At 43.5% G+C, this 16688-nt stretch carries 15 protein-coding genes, 1 riboswitch and 1 other annotated feature; of the genes, 7 read left to right on the forward strand and 8 right to left on the reverse strand.

What is annotated here, in order from left to right:
• Positions 1-343: 343 nt before the first annotated feature.
• The gene (locus VK080_RS15600; RefSeq protein WP_324225696.1) at positions 344-643 is read right to left on the reverse strand and encodes a rhodanese-like domain-containing protein; all 300 of its coding nucleotides are present in this window, start codon (positions 641-643) and stop codon (positions 344-346) included.
• Positions 644-761: 118 nt separating this feature from the next.
• Here VK080_RS15600 and VK080_RS15605 point away from each other — a divergent pair, with 118 nt between their 5' ends.
• Positions 762-1508, forward strand: coding sequence for a hypothetical protein (locus tag VK080_RS15605; RefSeq protein WP_324225697.1), 747 nt, complete (start codon positions 762-764; stop codon positions 1506-1508).
• A gap of 224 nt (positions 1509-1732) precedes the next feature.
• On the opposite strand, the gene leuS is transcribed toward VK080_RS15605, so the two are convergent.
• Positions 1733-4147: a leucine--tRNA ligase gene (gene leuS, locus VK080_RS15610; protein WP_324225698.1), complete on the reverse strand. Its 2415-nt coding sequence runs from the start codon at positions 4145-4147 to the stop codon at positions 1733-1735.
• Between the two features lie 390 nt (positions 4148-4537).
• Positions 4538-4751 (reverse strand) — a binding site (T-box leader).
• 160 nt (positions 4752-4911) lie between these two features.
• On the opposite strand from leuS, the gene VK080_RS15615 reads away from it, so the two are divergent.
• Positions 4912-5481 (forward strand): class I SAM-dependent methyltransferase, encoded by a 570-nt coding sequence (locus tag VK080_RS15615; protein ID WP_324225699.1) that lies wholly within the window; start codon positions 4912-4914, stop codon positions 5479-5481.
• A 17-nt stretch (positions 5482-5498) separates the two neighbouring features.
• On the opposite strand, the gene VK080_RS15620 is transcribed toward VK080_RS15615, so the two are convergent.
• Positions 5499-6569, reverse strand: coding sequence for a tetraprenyl-beta-curcumene synthase family protein (locus VK080_RS15620; protein WP_324225700.1), 1071 nt, complete (start codon positions 6567-6569; stop codon positions 5499-5501).
• A gap of 79 nt (positions 6570-6648) precedes the next feature.
• On the opposite strand from VK080_RS15620, the gene VK080_RS15625 reads away from it, so the two are divergent.
• The gene (locus VK080_RS15625) at positions 6649-7170 is read left to right on the forward strand and encodes a gamma carbonic anhydrase family protein (protein ID WP_324225701.1); all 522 of its coding nucleotides are present in this window, start codon (positions 6649-6651) and stop codon (positions 7168-7170) included.
• Positions 7171-7269: 99 nt separating this feature from the next.
• Here VK080_RS15625 and metK read toward each other — a convergent pair whose 3' ends face one another.
• Entirely contained in the window at positions 7270-8472 is a 1203-nt protein-coding gene (gene metK, locus VK080_RS15630; RefSeq protein WP_324225702.1) for a methionine adenosyltransferase, read from the reverse strand.
• A gap of 130 nt (positions 8473-8602) precedes the next feature.
• A riboswitch (SAM riboswitch) is annotated at positions 8603-8712 on the reverse strand.
• A gap of 203 nt (positions 8713-8915) precedes the next feature.
• Here metK and pckA point away from each other — a divergent pair.
• From pckA to VK080_RS15650, 4 genes are all read left to right on the forward strand, one after another.
• Positions 8916-10505: a phosphoenolpyruvate carboxykinase (ATP) gene (gene pckA / locus VK080_RS15635; RefSeq protein ID WP_324225703.1), complete on the forward strand. Its 1590-nt coding sequence runs from the start codon at positions 8916-8918 to the stop codon at positions 10503-10505.
• 287 nt (positions 10506-10792) lie between these two features.
• Entirely contained in the window at positions 10793-11782 is a 990-nt protein-coding gene (locus VK080_RS15640) for an ABC transporter substrate-binding protein (RefSeq protein WP_324225704.1), read from the forward strand.
• Positions 11783-11794: 12 nt separating this feature from the next.
• A complete protein-coding gene (locus VK080_RS15645; protein ID WP_324225705.1) occupies positions 11795-12604 on the forward strand; it encodes an ABC transporter ATP-binding protein in 810 nt (269 codons plus the stop codon).
• A complete protein-coding gene (locus tag VK080_RS15650) occupies positions 12594-13400 on the forward strand; it encodes an ABC transporter permease (RefSeq protein WP_324225706.1) in 807 nt (268 codons plus the stop codon). The genes VK080_RS15645 and VK080_RS15650 overlap by 11 nt, the downstream gene beginning before the upstream one ends.
• Before the next feature lie 258 nt (positions 13401-13658).
• Here VK080_RS15650 and ytkD read toward each other — a convergent pair whose 3' ends face one another.
• The 4 genes from ytkD to VK080_RS15670 all read right to left on the reverse strand — a co-directional run.
• Positions 13659-14138: an RNA deprotection pyrophosphohydrolase gene (gene ytkD, locus VK080_RS15655; protein ID WP_324225710.1), complete on the reverse strand. Its 480-nt coding sequence runs from the start codon at positions 14136-14138 to the stop codon at positions 13659-13661.
• Positions 14139-14572: 434 nt separating this feature from the next.
• Positions 14573-14890: a hydrolase gene (locus VK080_RS15660; RefSeq protein ID WP_324225707.1), complete on the reverse strand. Its 318-nt coding sequence runs from the start codon at positions 14888-14890 to the stop codon at positions 14573-14575.
• Between the two features lie 114 nt (positions 14891-15004).
• A complete protein-coding gene (locus tag VK080_RS15665; RefSeq protein WP_324225708.1) occupies positions 15005-15847 on the reverse strand; it encodes an ABC transporter ATP-binding protein in 843 nt (280 codons plus the stop codon).
• A gap of 138 nt (positions 15848-15985) precedes the next feature.
• On the reverse strand, positions 15986-16688 hold a 703-nt coding region (locus tag VK080_RS15670), incomplete at its 5' end, for an AMP-binding enzyme (RefSeq protein ID WP_324225709.1).

Raw genomic sequence — 16688 nt, forward strand, 5'->3', positions numbered from 1 at the left:
CAATCTCATTCATGGCTTGCTTTAAAAATTGATTCCAGGGTTTCATTGGCCTGCCGTCGAAATCAACGTTCCGACTTTCGGCCTCTTACCACTGACATCTCTTGCATACTGGTTGTTTTGTTCAGTTTTCAAGGAGCAAAAATCATCATCTCTTCCAACGACATAAATATTATATCATCGTCATCAAATGTTGTCAATAACTTTTTCCTTCAATCAAAGATGATGATTTAGTGCTGATTTTCAACAGCACGATTTATAATACTACCCCAAATCATAAAAGTCAACGGTAAATCCGAATAAAAAAACAAATTCAGTGAAGGTAAATCATTCCATGGATTGGACACTATACAATCACTTCTCCATCCCAGTTTTTCATGCCGCCTTCCATACTGGAAACTTTAAAGCCGTGTTCATCCATAAAGGATGCTGCAGTCATACTCCGACTACCGGAACGGCACACAAAAACGTAATGATTGTTTTTATCCAATTCATTGACAGAATGCGGAATTTTATCAAGTGGAATATGCTTGGCACCTTCGATCATCCCTTGAGCTACTTCTTCATCCTCACGAACGTCCACTATAACCGTATCATCTTCCGTCATCAGTTTTTTTACGTCATCAGGTGTTATTTTATTGACCATATTTTTCCTCCTTGATTACTATTTTATCGAATCTGCTATCATCATAACGTCTGGAATGAATAGTGTCCAACTTTCTGACACAAAATAGAACAACCGTAGATTTGAGGGGGAATATCATATGCGCTATTTAATCTTGGTTGCCCTGTTTATACTATTAATACCCTCAGCCACCGCTGCTGAGGAAAACAGTGAACCACCTGAAAAACAGCTTGCAAAATATCATGAGAACATAACAGGAGATTCCGATATAGAAACGATTGAATTGAAGGGTAAATTAATTGCACCTGACTCAGAATATTATGCCGAAATTTGGGCAGCTATTTCGAATCAAGATGATCAGGAGTGGAAAATTCCATTTGAAGGGGGTTATGAACCTCAAATACATTTTTATGACCTGAATCACGACGGCGTAAAAGATATCTTTTACCAAAGTGCAGCAGGCGATAGCGGTGGTTTATATCATTATCATTTACATACATTAAAAAATAAGAAGCTGGAAGAAATAGCACTTCCGAAGCAAGAATTTTTAAAAGCTGAATTCAAGAACAATTTTAAAGTTGAGATACAAATTAACCATGAACAGGAGCCGGATATCGTCGATGTTAAGGATCGTTCATCAGAATATGTGTCATTAGGCATCTACAATGAAGATGGAGATCTGCTTGATGAAACACCGCCGATGATTGCCCCAATCGCATATTTTGAACCTGTTAAGGTCAGTGAACGAAAAGGCTATGGCATGAAAAGCTACCAGAAGATAAGCGGTGCCTATCAGGCAGATCAGCTGGGTACTGTGGAGACATTATGGTATTACGAGAAAGACCAATGGATTATCCTAAAAACAGAATGGGTACCGTCAGAATGAATAAAGCGAAACTTCATTCAGTGGTGGCGCTTTTCCTCTGCTGAAGGGGAACAAATGCTAAAAGCGCCACGTCAATCGCAACTTCTATGTGACCTGCGTCCTGCAGGCCCGAGCAGAATCGGACATTTAGGGACAGTTAGCCGCCGTTCTTGGGCGGGTTACTGTCCGTTACATGCGGGACAAAAGGATCTCTGCCGTGTCTGCGGAGAGATCTTTTTTAACATTTAGTTTGCCACGATATTCACCAATTTGCCTGGAACCACAATCACTTTGCGAACCGTTTTCCCTTCAATCAGTTCCTGAATACGTTCATTTGCCAGTGCTTGTTTTTCAAGTTCTTCTTTTGAAATATCTTTTGCCACATTTATTTTGGCACGGACTTTCCCCATGATTTGGACCACGATTTCAACTTCATCTTTCGTCAGTTTGGACTCATCGTATTCGGGCCATTTTTCATACGTGATGGTATCTTCATGACCCAGAAGCTCCCACAGTTCTTCAGCTATATGCGGTGCAACCGGGGAAAGCATTTTGACAAATCCCTCAATGTACGCTTTTGGAATTTCATCAGCTTTATAGCTCTCATTGATGAACACCATCAGCTGCGAAATACCTGTATTAAAGTGAAGTTGTTCAAAGTCTTCGGTCACTTTTTTCACGGTTTCATGGTAAACCTTATCCATCGACGTTTCATCACTGTTAGTTACAATCTTGTCAGACACTTTCCTGTTCTCATCAACGATTAAACGCCATACACGGTCAAGAAAGCGGCGAGATCCGTCAAGTCCATTAGTCGACCAGGTAACTGCTGCATCCAGTGGTCCCATAAACATTTCATAAAGACGCAATGTATCGGCACCATGTGATGTGACAATGTCATCAGGGTTAATGACATTCCCTTTGGATTTACTCATTTTTTCATTGCCTTCTCCAAGAATCATACCCTGGTTGAACAATTTCTGGAACGGTTCCTTTGTCGGAACAACACCAATGTCATATAGAAACTTGTGCCAGAAACGCGCATACAGCAAATGGAGCACCGCATGCTCGGCACCGCCGATATAGATATCAATCGGCAGCCATTCTTTTAGCGCTTCCGGATCAGCCAGCTGCTCCGGATTGTTCGGATCAATAAACCTTAAGAAGTACCAGCAGCTGCCGGCCCATTGCGGCATGGTGTTCGTCTCACGCCTTCCTTTCATACCGGTTTCCGGATCAACGACATTGACCCAGTCACTGTTGGCAAGTGGTGATTCACCTGTTCCGGACGGCTTTATTTCATCCATTTCCGGCAGTTCAAGCGGCAGATCCTCTTCCGGTACGGCGCTCATTGATCCATCTTCCCAATGGATAATCGGAATAGGCTCTCCCCAATAGCGCTGTCTGGAGAAGAGCCAATCACGAAGACGATAGGTCACTTTTCTGGTTCCTTTTCCATTCTCCTCAAGCCATTCGATCATTTTGGCAATCGCTTCATCGGTCATCAGGCCATTCAGAAAAGCGGAATTAACGTGCTCGCCGTCATCGACATATGCTTCCTTTGAAATATCCCCACCGGCAACGACTTCCTTGATTGGCAGCTCAAATTTTTCCGCAAATTCATAGTCACGCTCATCATGGGCAGGAACAGCCATGATAGCACCGCTGCCATAGCCCATCAGAACATAATCCGCTATCCATATCGGCATTTTTTCGTTATTGGCCGGGTTAATGGCGTATGCACCGGTAAATGCACCAGTTTTCTCCTTTGCCAAATCAGTGCGTTCCAGCTCTGATTTTGTTTCGATTTCTTTTAAATATGCTTGGACGGTATTACGCTGTTCAGCTGTCGTAATTTTGTCCACCAGCGGATGCTCTGGTGCAAATACGGCATATGTGGCACCAAACAATGTGTCCGGACGTGTGGTGAATGCCGTAAATTGTTCACCGTGGCCATCAATATCAAACGTGATTTCAGCACCTTCAGAACGTCCGATCCAATTACGCTGCATGTCTTTAATGCTTTCCGGCCAATCCAGTTCATCCAAATCTTCCAAAAGACGATCAGCGTAATCGGTAATTTTCAGAATCCATTGTTTCATCGGCTTTCGGACAACCGGATGACCGCCCCGCTCACTTTTTCCGTCAATTACTTCCTCATTCGCCAAAACAGTTCCAAGTGCCGGGCACCAATTAACCGGAACTTCATCCATGTAAGCGAGTCCTTTTTCGTAAAGTTTCGTGAAAATCCATTGCGTCCATTTATAATAGTTCGGATCGGTTGTATTGATTTCACGATCCCAGTCGTAGGAAAACCCTAATTCCTTAATTTGCCGTTTGAATGTGGCAATATTATGTTCGGTAAATTCAGCCGGACTGTTGCCGGTATCAATCGCATATTGCTCCGCCGGCAGGCCAAATGCATCCCAGCCCATCGGATGCAGTACTTCATATCCTTGCATCCGTTTCATACGCGAATAAATATCTGTCGCTGTATAGCCCTCAGGATGACCAACATGCAGACCGGCACCCGAAGGATATGGGAACATATCAAGTGCATAAATTTTTTCCTTATCTGAAAATGTATTGGTTTTAAACGTTTTATGTTCAGCCCAATAATCCTGCCATTTTTTTTCGATTTCCCGATGATTGAAACTCATGTTCCTTCCTCCTGTTATTCATTTTTAACAAAACCTGTTGATTTCAACATGATTATCATAGTGTGCATGTTCAAAATCATAGTGCATGTTCAAAAGGGGGATAACAAGGACCGACAAGCTAAGTTCTCAGGCATCCTGTCGCAACTGCCTTCACTAGCACATCAATCGCGTCAACGTTCGAGGCGGCGTCGTTTCGAGCACAAGGAATGCTTCACCGAATCCGCATCGCCCGCAGGAAAAGCGGTTTTCTTTTCCAAGGAGCGGGCTTCTCTTGTTTGTGGTGACTTCTGCGTTCGCGATTGACGTGGGCGGTTTTAGCAGAAGGTCCTCTATTCGTCATTATTACCGGACTTTTTGAACATCCTCTATAAAAAAACTCCTCATCCCATAAGAAGGGACGAGAAGTTTATCTCCCGCGGTACCACCCAAATTAACGCGCCGCATGCGTTCGCTCGTTTCCTTAACGCGGATTTGACGGCAAAGACTACTGCATTCGTCCTTACAACTTAAAGGTGAGTTCACAAACTCTCAGGGGCAGTTTTCACCAGCCACTGCCTCGCTTGACCTGGATGAGTTAGTTACTATTCCTTCTCATAGTCGTTTATACTTATATATGTTGCAGTTTATACAAAGTCAAGGGTTTTGTCAAGATATGTCAGAGCCCACTCTTTCCAATGACTTGTTTTTCGTGCTAAACTGGATAAAAACAAATGCGAAAATTATTCAGCGGGGGAACTTGGCAGTTAAAAGGAGTACTGACAACGATGATAAAAGGAATCATAAACTACTCACATTATTTAATGGAAGAGGCCGTCAATAAGGGTGATACGGTCATTGATGCGACATGCGGCAATGGTCACGATACTGTGTTCCTCAGCCGGCTTGTCGGCAAGGATGGGCATGTGTTCGGGTTTGATATTCAGGATCAGGCAATTGCCAATACGAGATACCGTCTTGCCCGGAACGGCTTGAAAAACACAACGATTATAAAGGATAGCCACAGTAATTTTGTGCACCACATACCGGTTGATAAACTGACAAGACTTGGCGGTGCAATTTTTAATCTTGGCTACCTCCCAGGGAGCGACAAGACAGTCATCACCCGAAGCGAGACAACCATACTGGCAGTTGAAGGTATCTTGTCACACTTGAAGCAAAATGGCATTGTCGTTCTTGTTGTGTACCACGGGCACAAAGGCGGCGATCTGGAACGGGAACAGCTTATGCGCTACGTTCGGCTCTTGGATCAAAAACTTTACCAGGTTCTCTACTACGGATTCATCAATCAAAAAAATGACCCGCCATTTATACTCGCCATCCAAAAAAGGAATTAGTATACCCAAACCCGGACTCAGGTTCGGGTTTTTGTCATTCGGTGGTAAAGCTTTGTGTTCCAATGAAAAAAGCGTGCTTTGTAACCGCTTATCCGCAATAAATCGCCGGTTACTTCCAGCCCGTCTTCAAGTTTCTTCACTTTCGGGTCCCCCAGATACAGTCCGACGAGCCCATGATGCACCATCTCATGAAAGTGGCGGTCCGGCAGATTTTGTACATGGATATGGGCCTGCTCAATAAAATAAATAAGCCGTTTTTTCATGCGTTCCTGATTATCGTAATAATGACAAAAGTTCAAATCACCTTCATGTCTGTCTTCCTCCTGATCAATATAATAATCGAGCAATATATGCAGACCTTGCATAAACGGAAAGTAGCTTTCAGTAATATCATCTGCTAACGCTGCTGTCATCTTCCCACCCAATGCATATGAGACAAGACAAAAAATCCCCAGTGTCGATCCCGCAGCTGCAGCGTATTCATACCAGTACAGCGGTAAATCATTCGTTTTTTCCCGGAACCAGCTGACAAGTCTCGGAACACGTTCGTCCAGTTCAACATGTTTATGTACCTGTAGATCACTATACAACTGCTCCAGTTCCAGCAAATGACCCCTTATAATATCATACGTATCCAAACGTCTCATCGTTTTTTGGCACGTCCGTACCAAGTCGGCTAAATATTCCCCATCCCGTTGCTCTGTCCGCAGTGCATAATAATGCTGAATAGGGTTTCCCTTGCTCAGAGCGTCAGCCATTGCTTCATGAAGCTGACGAAAATCATCCGGGTCCAGTGAAGTGCTCCGGTCACACAGGTTGTCCAAATAGTCACTGATCGTCTGATACGCGACAATGAAACGGATTGCCTCCCGCCACCTGTAGCCGGCAAGCAATGCATACACAGCCCCGCCCAGACAATGAAACCGCTTTGACTCTATACTGGCTAGTGCCTGCTTGCGCAATTCTTCATCAGGTATGTCGCCGGCCCGTTTTTCCCAAAAGGTGAGCTCTGAATTCACTGCCGGGAAAATTCGGCGATAAACGGCTGTCATTAATGTAAATGGTGTTTTGGGGATGCTATATGCCAAACCCATTCCTCCGATCATTCGGTTCATTTAGAAAATTTGCTATACTACATATATCACCATATTTTAGAGGGGGATTCAAATGATTCAGTCATATAAAAATTACCAGCCCAACATTCACCAATCTGTTTTTGTTGCACATGATGCAAATGTTATTGGCGATGTCACAATTGATGAACGATCAAGCATCTGGTTTAAAACTGTCATCCGTGGAGATGTGGCGCCGACAAAAATCGGAAAAGGCGTCAGTATTCAGGATTTATCCCTCGTTCATCAAAGTCCGGATATGCCGGTAACGATAGAGGATTTTGTAACAGTCGGCCATCAGGTCACACTGCACGCATGTACAATCCGGGAACATGCTCTGATCGGTATGGGCTCGATTATTCTCGATGGTGCAGAAATCGGCGAACATGCTTTTATCGGCGCCGGAAGTCTTGTACCGCCGGGGAAAAAAGTTCCGCCGCATACGCTGGCGCTCGGAAGGCCCGCTAAAGTGGTGCGGGATTTGACAGAAGAAGATTATCAGGAAATGGAGCGGGTGTATCAATCCTACATAAAAAAAGGAGAGTATTATAAGGCGCTTTTTGGTAAACCTGACTAAACTGGTATTCGAAAAAATCTATAATTGGGTTTATCATCAACGTTCCGTTATAGCAGAAAAGATGCGGAACCAGCCGCATCTTTTCTTCATCACACGCTGTCATTTAATTTTCAGCAGCGCCTGCAGTTCCTCCAACTTATCTGTCTTTTCCCACGGAAACAAGATATCTGTTCTGCCAAAGTGGCCAAATGCAGCGGTGTTTTTAAAGATGGGCTTTTTCAGATCCAGCATCCGGATAATACCGGCTGGACGAAGGTCAAACACTTTCCGTATCGCTTTCACCAGCTCTTCTTCACTCACAACACCCGTGCCAAACGTATTAACTGCAATTGATACCGGCTCTGCTACACCAATGGCATAGGCAAGCTGCACTTCACACGTTTTTGCCAGATCTGCCGCAACAATATTTTTAGCAACATAACGGGCGGCATATGCTGCCGAACGGTCGACTTTCGTATAATCCTTGCCACTGAAGGCACCACCGCCATGACGGGCATAACCGCCATATGTGTCAACAATGATCTTTCTGCCTGTTAACCCTGCGTCCCCCTGTGGGCCACCAATAACAAACCTGCCTGTCGGGTTAATGATGAACTTCGTCGCCTCATCCAGCAGATTCCCAGGAACAACCGGACGAATGACATGTTCAATCATATCTTTCTCAATTTGTGCTGTTGTTATATCCTGATGATGTTGGGCTGAGATAACAATTGTATCCACTCTGACTGGTATATCATGTTCATCATATTCAATGGTGACTTGTGTTTTCCCATCAGGTCGCAAATAATCCAGGATATTTTCATTTCGTACATCTGACAGACGTTTTGCCAGCTTATGTGCCAGCGAGATCGGCAACGGCATCAGTTCCTCCGTTTCATTGCAGGCAAAACCAAACATCAATCCCTGATCACCTGCACCGATCGAAGCAATTTCCTCATCACTCATTTTACCCTGACGCGCCTCCAATGCCGTATCAACTCCGCCGGCAATGTCAGGTGACTGCTCATCGATAGCCGTGAGTACTGCACACGTTTCTGCATCAAAACCGTATTTTGCCCGGGTATAGCCGATGTCCTCAATTGTCTTGCGAACTATCGCCGGAATATCCACATAAGTCGTTGTCGTAATTTCTCCCGATACCAGGATCATCCCGGTTGTCACCATTGTTTCACAGGCAACTCGAGCATTTGGGTCACGAGCCAAGATCTCATCTAATATCGCATCTGAAATCTGATCAGAAATTTTGTCCGGGTGGCCTTCTGTCACCGACTCAGATGTGAACAAACGCCGTTTTACAGCCATGAGGCCATATCCTCCCTTAAGTATATGGTACGGAACTCTTTTTCAGTATATGATCGCCATCCGCCATCAATTAACACCTAAAAACAAAAAAACCTTCCCTGCATGCTGAGGAAAGGAAATGCGCCTTTCGCTCTTATTGTTCAAGGATTGATCCTTGCAACAGATTAGCACCTTTTCACTATTTAAGTGATGGTTGCCGGGCTTCATCGGGTCTGTCCCTCCGCCAACTCTGAATAAGAGAGTATCCGCTCGCACATAATGGTAAACGAATTCGGTATGTGATGTCAACTCTAACTCTTAATCTTGACAACATTGACACGAAAATTTCATATAATTAATTATGAAAATAGTGTGGACTATTTTATTGAATGTGTTATACTAATAATCGAATTAAGGACATAAGGTTGAGTTTGATTGAATCTATAAAAAGGCAGGTATCAAAAATGAAGACGGAAGAGGATACTATTTTGATGAAAGATTTACTGACCCATCACAATATACAGACTAACCTTGCAGTGCCGCAGCTGGTCGAGAAAATATTGGAGCGGAACGAAGGTGTCCTGAGTACAACAGGGGCTGTGGGTGCAACCACCGGTGAGTACACAGGCCGCTCACCGAATGATAAGTTCATTGTACAGGACGATGTGTCCGAAGATCTTGTTGATTGGGGTGACATTAACCGCTCCATCGATGAAGCATCTTTTGATAAGCTATTAAAAAAAGTAACAGCTTATTTACGCGATAAAAATGAATTATTCCATTTTAAAGGTTTTGCCGGTGCCGATCCGAACCACCGCCTGCCGATCGATGTTATCAATGAATATGCGTGGCATAACCTGTTTGCGCGTCAGCTGTTCATTACACCGACGGACGAGGAATTCAAGGTACACGATTCCCGGTTCACCGTCATATCTGCCCCGACATATCAAGCGGATCCTGCAATTGACGGCACCAATTCCGAAACATTTATTCTCATTTCATTTAAAAAACGGATTGTTTTAATCGGCGGGACCGAATATGCCGGGGAAATTAAAAAATCCATTTTTTCAGTTATGAACTACCTATTGCCGCAAAACGATATTTTGTCAATGCATTGTTCGGCAAACGTCGGTCAAGAAGGTGATGTTGCCTTATTCTTCGGACTTTCCGGAACTGGTAAAACAACGTTATCAGCTGATCCATACCGTCGTCTGATTGGTGATGATGAACACGGCTGGAGTCCAAACGGCATCTTTAATATCGAAGGTGGCTGCTATGCCAAGTGCATCAACCTGTCGCCGAAAAAAGAGCCGCAAATTTACAATGCAATCCGGTTTGGCTCTGTGCTGGAAAATGTTGTGCTTGATAAAACATCACGTGAACCGGATTATGATGACACATCACTGACAGAAAATACACGGGCAGCTTACCCGCTGGAAAATATCGATAACATTATCACACCAAGTGTAGCTGGTCATCCGAACACAATCATTTTCCTGACAGCTGATGCATCAGGTACACTGCCGCCAATCAGCAAGCTGACAAAAGAACAAGCTATGTATCATTTTCTGAGCGGCTATACGAGCAAACTGGCAGGCACAGAACGCGGTGTAACACAGCCTCAGGCGACTTTTTCCGCTTGTTTCGGCTCACCATTTCTGCCGTTGGCGCCATCAGTATACGCTGAAATGCTCGGTGAAAAAATTGACCAATACAATTCAAATGTCTTTCTGGTGAATACCGGCTGGACCGGCGGATCATATGGTGTCGGACATCGCATGAAGCTTTCCTATACACGTGCAATGGTTCACGCCGCACTGGAGGGTGAACTGAATAATATCGAAACGGTTAAGGACAGTATTTTTGGTTTGGATATCCCGCTGCATGTTCCAGGCGTTCCAGATGAAGTGCTGGTGCCAAGAAATGCCTGGGACGATGAAGTAGCGTACGAAGCTGAAGCACAAGCATTAGCAATGAAATTCCATGACAACTTCAGCAAATTCACACAGGCGAGTGATGAAATTCGTAACGCCGGTCCTATTTACAAAGGCTAATTTTATACACTTTAAAAATTTGTTTCCTCATCCCAAAAGGATTTAACATATGAAGGAAAATATCAGCAGCCGAATGCTGACAGCCGGTCTCACCATTGGGGGCCGGTTTTTTTTAATAAAACGAAATAAATTTTGGAGCACGTTTTCATTACCAAAATAGGCCACTCACCGATTCCTCCACTCTAACCTCTTGCATCTGACATCTTTCATAGGCATTCACACAAATTTTTCTGGGCGCATAGACTATGTTGACATAACACCATTATGATGGGAAAGGAACGAATACTATGAAAAAGCGTTTCTGCGTTGCTTTATTATCAAGTCTATTGCTTATCATGTCAGCTTGTGGCTCCGGCAATGAAATGACCAACATTAAACTGGCTGAAGTAACACGCTCCATCTTTTATGCGCCGCAGTATGTTGCAATTGAAAAAGGTTTTTTTGAAGAAGAGGGTCTCAATATTGAACTTCAGACAACGTGGGGCGGAGACAAAACCATGACTGCACTGCTGTCGGACGGTGCGGACATTGCCCTTGTCGGTTCGGAAACGTCCATTTACGTCCATGCACAAGGCTCAAAGGACAAAGCGATTAATTTTGCACAATTAACCCAGACGGACGGTACATTTCTCGTGTCAAAAGAACCTAAACCCGATTTTGAGTGGGAAGACCTCAACGACAGCACATTCATGGGACAGCGTATAGGCGGGATGCCGCAAATGGTCGGTGAGTATGTACTGAAAAATCATGATATTGACCCGCATTCAGATTTAAATCTCATTCAGAATGTTGATTTTGCAAATATACCAGGGGCTTTCACTTCGGGTGATGCTGAATACGTTCAACTATTCGAACCAACCGCCAGCACCTTTGAAAAAGAAGGAAAAGGGCATATCATCGCTTCATTCGGTGAGGAATCGGGCCAAGTTCCATATACAACATTTATGACGAAAGAAAGCTTTTTGAATGACAACAAAGAAACGATCAGCAGCTTCACAAAAGCGGTCTATAAAGCACAGCAATGGGTACAGGAACACAGTGCCAAAGAAACTGCCGAAGTGATTCAGCCTTATTTCGAGGATACGGAGCTGGAAATGCTGGCATCTTCCATTGACCGCTACAAAAGTCAGGGATCGTTTGCAACAGACCCGGTTCTGGGGAACGAAGAATGGCATAACCTGAAAGACATTATGGATGAGGCCGGTGAATTACCGGAAGATGTGCCGTATGATGAGCTTGTCAACACAAGCATTGCTGAGGAAGTCATTGGAAACTAAGGAGGAGAGCGAATGTCATTTCTTACCTTAGATCGTGTGTCACATCATTATTTTTCCAAAAAGAATTATACCAAAGCACTCGACAACATTTCTTTTTCCATAAAGGAAGGCGAGTTTGTTGCACTGTTGGGCCCCAGCGGGTGTGGAAAATCGACGATACTTTCCATCATTGCAGGGATTATTGAACACACTGCCGGAGATGTTTATGTAAATGACCGGCCAATGCATGAGACTGAGCCGAAAATCGGATATATGCTCCAGCAGGATTATTTATTCCCATGGAAATCAATCATCGACAACGTTCTGATCGGACCAAAAATCAGTCATGATCAGACGAAAGAAACAAAAGAAAACGCATTGGATTTACTGAATCAGGTGGGTTTGTCCGGTATTACCGAAGACTATCCGGACTCCCTTTCCGGCGGGATGCGGCAGCGGGTTGCACTCGTACGCACACTCATCACCAATCCAGAAATACTGCTTTTGGATGAACCTTTTTCAGCCCTTGACTATCAAACCAAATTAAAACTGGAGGATCTTGTCTGGGACCTTCTCCGGTTATACCATAAAACATCCATTCTTGTTACACACGACATCGGTGAGGCCATTGCCATGAGTGACCGGATTATGTTGATGGATGCCAATCCGGGTACGATTGCCAAAACGTTTGAAGTACCTCTGGAACTCCGCAATGAAAAACCGTTGTTAGTCCGGAGACACCCAAAATATCAAATTTTGTTTGATAAAATTTGGGAAGAATTAAATAAAAATGAAGCAAATGTGCTGCAGTCCGAGGTGGTGGAATCCAAAAATGAAACATGAATCCGAGCAGCAGCTGTTTGAAAACTACCAGCAAAACTTAAAGCGCGAGAAAAAGTTTGTTCTCAGCTGGCAGATTCTTATATTGATTTCGTTTTTCGGAATTTGGGAATTGGCCAGCGGTATGTATTGGATTGATCCATTGATTTTCAGTTCACCCTCTGAAATTTACGGTGTCCTGGTGGAAAAGTTTGCAGATGGATCAATGGTCACTCATCTTCAAGTGACACTGTTTGAAACGGTTTTAGGGTTTTTGATCGGAACTATTCTCGGCATCATCATGGCAACGGTCTTATGGTCATCCGAGCGGTTCTCGAACATTATGGATCCCTATCTGGTAGTCATGAATGCCATGCCCAAAGTGGCATTGGGCCCGATCATCATCGTTGCCATGGGCCCCGGCTATTTATCGATTATTACAATGGGTGCCATCATATCAGTTGTCATAACAACATTAGTGGTCTACTCCGCCTTCAGAGAAGTCGACCCAAACTATGTGAAAGTACTGAAAAGCTTCAAAGCAACGCGCGGACAAATTTTTAAGGAAGCTATCTTTCCTGCTACCATACCTGCGATGATTTCGACTTTAAAGGTTAATGTAGGACTGTCGTGGGTAGGTGTCGTCGTCGGAGAGTTCCTCGTTTCCAAAGAAGGACTGGGATATTTGATCGTTTATGGTTTTCAAGTATTCGACTTCTCGCTCGTAATGTCAAGCCTGATTCTCATCGCCATTTTTGCAGCCGTCATGTATAAAATTGTCGAACGCATCGAAACGTTTTTGATTAAACATACAAGATAAGGAATGACTGTGAAACTCCAACCAAAAAAAGGGAACCGTTATTTTACTGAAAGGTTCCATTATTGATCGCAAAACTTGAATTCGCACGCATCGTTGTAAGTAAATAAGCATAACAACATGTATCTTTAAATAAGTACCATTTTGTCTGTAAAAAAGATAGTCCAGTTCAATTTCGAACTGAGCTATCTTTTTAAGTTTATCAAGCGCTTATTCATCTAAAACACCTTTTAGTGGAATATATCTATTATCGTTATTCCCTTACTTGTCCTCTTGGCATTCTTTTCCGATGAACGCCATGCAATGGTTCAGCACATCATCTTTCATAATAAAACTGTATTGCATATTCTGCCTGACATTTACAGGAATACGGGCTAGCTGAACAGGTCCCTCTGTCTCATAAAATGTCTCCTGCTTAACGAGTTCCCCGATTTCAGCAAAATAGACATTTTTAATGATGGTACCACCTTTACCGTCGACAACATATTGGGCCACGTAGCGGATCGACTCAACTGTTCCGCCGGTTTCTTCCTTAACCTCCCTGACCGCCGCTTCTTTCGCTGTCTCATTTTCTTCAACCTTGCCACCCGGAAATTCCAGGCCACGTTCCTTATGTTTCGTCAAAAGCCATTTATTGTTATAGCAGCAAATGACCCATACGTGTTTTGGGCTCCGGGAAAAAGGATGGTCATCAAACGATAACGTTACTTCATTCTGATAATAGTCTGTAAATCGATACATTTTTTCAGTTGCTTTCATTCTTCACTCCATTGAATGATGTTTGATAGTTATAATTTTTTCATTGTCATTTTCCTGTACGAATTCAAATTTCATTTCGTAAGTTCCGTCAAAGCCAGCTTATTCCCCTGAACAGTTACTGCTGTATTATCACCATTTTTATCATATCATAGTCATTTTTTTCTTGAAACCATGGCGTGTTTTCGTTGACGGTATATATAAATCGTTTGATTGTTCACGAAAAAAACTGAAGCATATTCAGCAGCCGTTTCTTTCGCTGTTATCATAGCGTATATGCTTGATATATCTGTTATATATCATATGTAATGTCCCTCCCCAGAGGATGTATAAGCTTGCTTGTAGTATATTATTACTCTTTTGCCATCCCCATTAAACCAAAAAAGAGGAATAAGACGGATTTCTTATTCCTGAAACCTCTACAACCTGTTATCCGTTAACACGCCTATATCATCAATATGCTTTTTTGTTTCTGCATCTCCAAGATCGTAAATCATCTGAAATGCTTCCGTTATACCGCCATCATAATCATCATTCGGTTTATCGTTATGGTATGGCATTATTGGCACGTGAGCCCGGAAGAAAGCACGAAAATCCGAATCGTGCATACCGTCCAATTTACTGCGCAACGTCTGAACCTCATCTTCAGTGGCATAAATAATATATGCATCATTATTGTCATATTTGATTCGCGAAATTTCCTGACTACCCAAATTAATATAATATTTGTTTTTCATAATCCAGCACCTCCCATTCATAACGTACCCCAAACAGGCGATATTATGATGAAACGTCATTCAGCTGAGTTTTGTAGACAAAAATTCCCATCAGTCTGTTCAGACCAATGGGATTCATTCACATGATTCAGTTGCCGCGGGCTGTTGAATACCTGATTTATCGGCTAATATGCAGCGTCCTCTTCCGTGTGGGATACACATTGGTGTTCCAAACATCGGATCGAAAGTGACATCACATTTCATTTGGAATACTTCATGTACCAGATTGCACGTGACAATCTCCTCAGGTTTCCCCTGGGCAAAAACATCTTTATCCTTGATGGCAACGATATGATGAGCGTACCGGCAGGCAAGATTTAAATCGTGCAGCACCATGACAACCGTACGTCCATCCTTTTCATTCAAACCGAACAAAAGGTCAAGGACATCGATCTGATGTGTCATATCCAGGTAAGTCGTCGGTTCATCAAGCAGAATGGTGTCCGTTTCCTGTGCCAGGGTCATGGCAATCCATGCGCGCTGGCGCTGTCCTCCTGATAGTGAATCAACAGGACGATCTTTGAATTCCAGCATGTTCGTTGCTTCAAGTGCATTTTGGACTGCATTCTCATCTTCCTTTGACCATTGTTTCAACAAACGGCGATAAGGATGCCTCCCCTGTTTAACCAGTTCCATAACACTTAACCCATCAGGCATTCCCGGGCTTTGCGGTAAAATGGAAAGCTTTTTTGCCACTTCTTTTGTGCCCATCTTCGCAATGTTTTCTCCATCAAGCACAACACCGCCGCCTTTAGGTTTCAGCAATCGTGCCAACGAACGAAGCAGCGTGGATTTCCCGCAGCCATTACTCCCGATAAAGACCGTGATTTCACCTTTGGGAATCGTTATGTTTAAATCATCGATTATGATGTCATCACCATATCCGAGTGTCAAATCCTTTGCTGATAACGTTTGCATCGGAATCTCTCCCTATGTCGTACATAATCTTTCCTCAACTGAACACATACCGTACCACTACGTACATAATAATTTTTTATGTTCTAACTTCAGTTTATTTGGTTTTTGGCTTTAAGTCAATGACTTTGAAAATCATTATCAACTAAGGAAATCCTGTAATTTGCTGCGTACAAGCTTGTTTGAGGCGTTGCGCGGTAATCTATCCAGGAAATAAATGTCTTTAGGGACTTTATAGCCAGCAAGATGTTTTTTGGCAAAAGCCAGAATATCATCAGTTGAAACATTTGGATGTTCGGTAACTGCAAACGCAACCGGTACCTGGCCCCACTTATCATCCGCTTTACCAACAACGCCAACCTCCTGAACACCTTCCATGGAAGACAGCACATTTTCAACTTCCGTCGGGTAAATATTTTCACCACCGGAAATGATTAGATCTTTCCGTCGATCCACGACATATAGGAATCCTTCCCTATCAGTATAACCCAAATCTCCGGTTGCCAGCCAACCATCAATGAGAGCTTTATTAGTAGCCTGTTCATTATTGAAATACCCTTTAGTAACCATAGGGCCTTTAACATAAATTTCTCCAACTTGGCCGTCCGGAGCATTTATTTTCAATTGAGCCGGAAATAGAGGTTTCCCGGATGAGCCGATTTTTTCCAGTGCTTTAACAGGGCTGAGGGTCACGATTTGCGAAGATGTTTCCGTCATGCCGTATGACTGAAAAACGGGCATTTGACGGGCTTTTGCCTCTTCAAGCAATGATTCCGGTGCAGGACCGCCGCCCAGCAGCAGGCATCTGACCGTTTCAGGATAACGGTTATCACCCAGCTGATTG

Source organism: Lentibacillus sp. (assembly GCF_035301925.1).
Classification (GTDB): domain Bacteria; phylum Bacillota; class Bacilli; order Bacillales; family Amphibacillaceae; genus Lentibacillus.

What these genes read in the sequence shown, in the direction of transcription:
- VK080_RS15660 (WP_324225707.1), bottom strand. Translation starts at nt 14,890, where the DNA reads ATGAAAAACAAATATTATATTAATTTGGGTAGTCAGGAAATTTCGCGA.
- VK080_RS15615 (WP_324225699.1), top strand. Translation starts at nt 4,912, where the DNA reads ATGATAAAAGGAATCATAAACTACTCACATTATTTAATGGAAGAGGCC.
- VK080_RS15665 (WP_324225708.1), bottom strand. Translation starts at nt 15,847, where the DNA reads ATGCAAACGTTATCAGCAAAGGATTTGACACTCGGATATGGTGATGAC.
- VK080_RS15650 (WP_324225706.1), top strand. Translation starts at nt 12,594, where the DNA reads ATGAAACATGAATCCGAGCAGCAGCTGTTTGAAAACTACCAGCAAAAC.
- metK (WP_324225702.1), bottom strand. Translation starts at nt 8,472, where the DNA reads ATGGCTGTAAAACGGCGTTTGTTCACATCTGAGTCGGTGACAGAAGGC.
- pckA (WP_324225703.1), top strand. Translation starts at nt 8,916, where the DNA reads ATGAAGACGGAAGAGGATACTATTTTGATGAAAGATTTACTGACCCAT.
- VK080_RS15600 (WP_324225696.1), bottom strand. Translation starts at nt 643, where the DNA reads ATGGTCAATAAAATAACACCTGATGACGTAAAAAAACTGATGACGGAA.
- VK080_RS15640 (WP_324225704.1), top strand. Translation starts at nt 10,793, where the DNA reads ATGAAAAAGCGTTTCTGCGTTGCTTTATTATCAAGTCTATTGCTTATC.
- VK080_RS15605 (WP_324225697.1), top strand. Translation starts at nt 762, where the DNA reads ATGCGCTATTTAATCTTGGTTGCCCTGTTTATACTATTAATACCCTCA.
- ytkD (WP_324225710.1), bottom strand. Translation starts at nt 14,138, where the DNA reads ATGTATCGATTTACAGACTATTATCAGAATGAAGTAACGTTATCGTTT.
- VK080_RS15625 (WP_324225701.1), top strand. Translation starts at nt 6,649, where the DNA reads ATGATTCAGTCATATAAAAATTACCAGCCCAACATTCACCAATCTGTT.
- VK080_RS15645 (WP_324225705.1), top strand. Translation starts at nt 11,795, where the DNA reads ATGTCATTTCTTACCTTAGATCGTGTGTCACATCATTATTTTTCCAAA.
- leuS (WP_324225698.1), bottom strand. Translation starts at nt 4,147, where the DNA reads ATGAGTTTCAATCATCGGGAAATCGAAAAAAAATGGCAGGATTATTGG.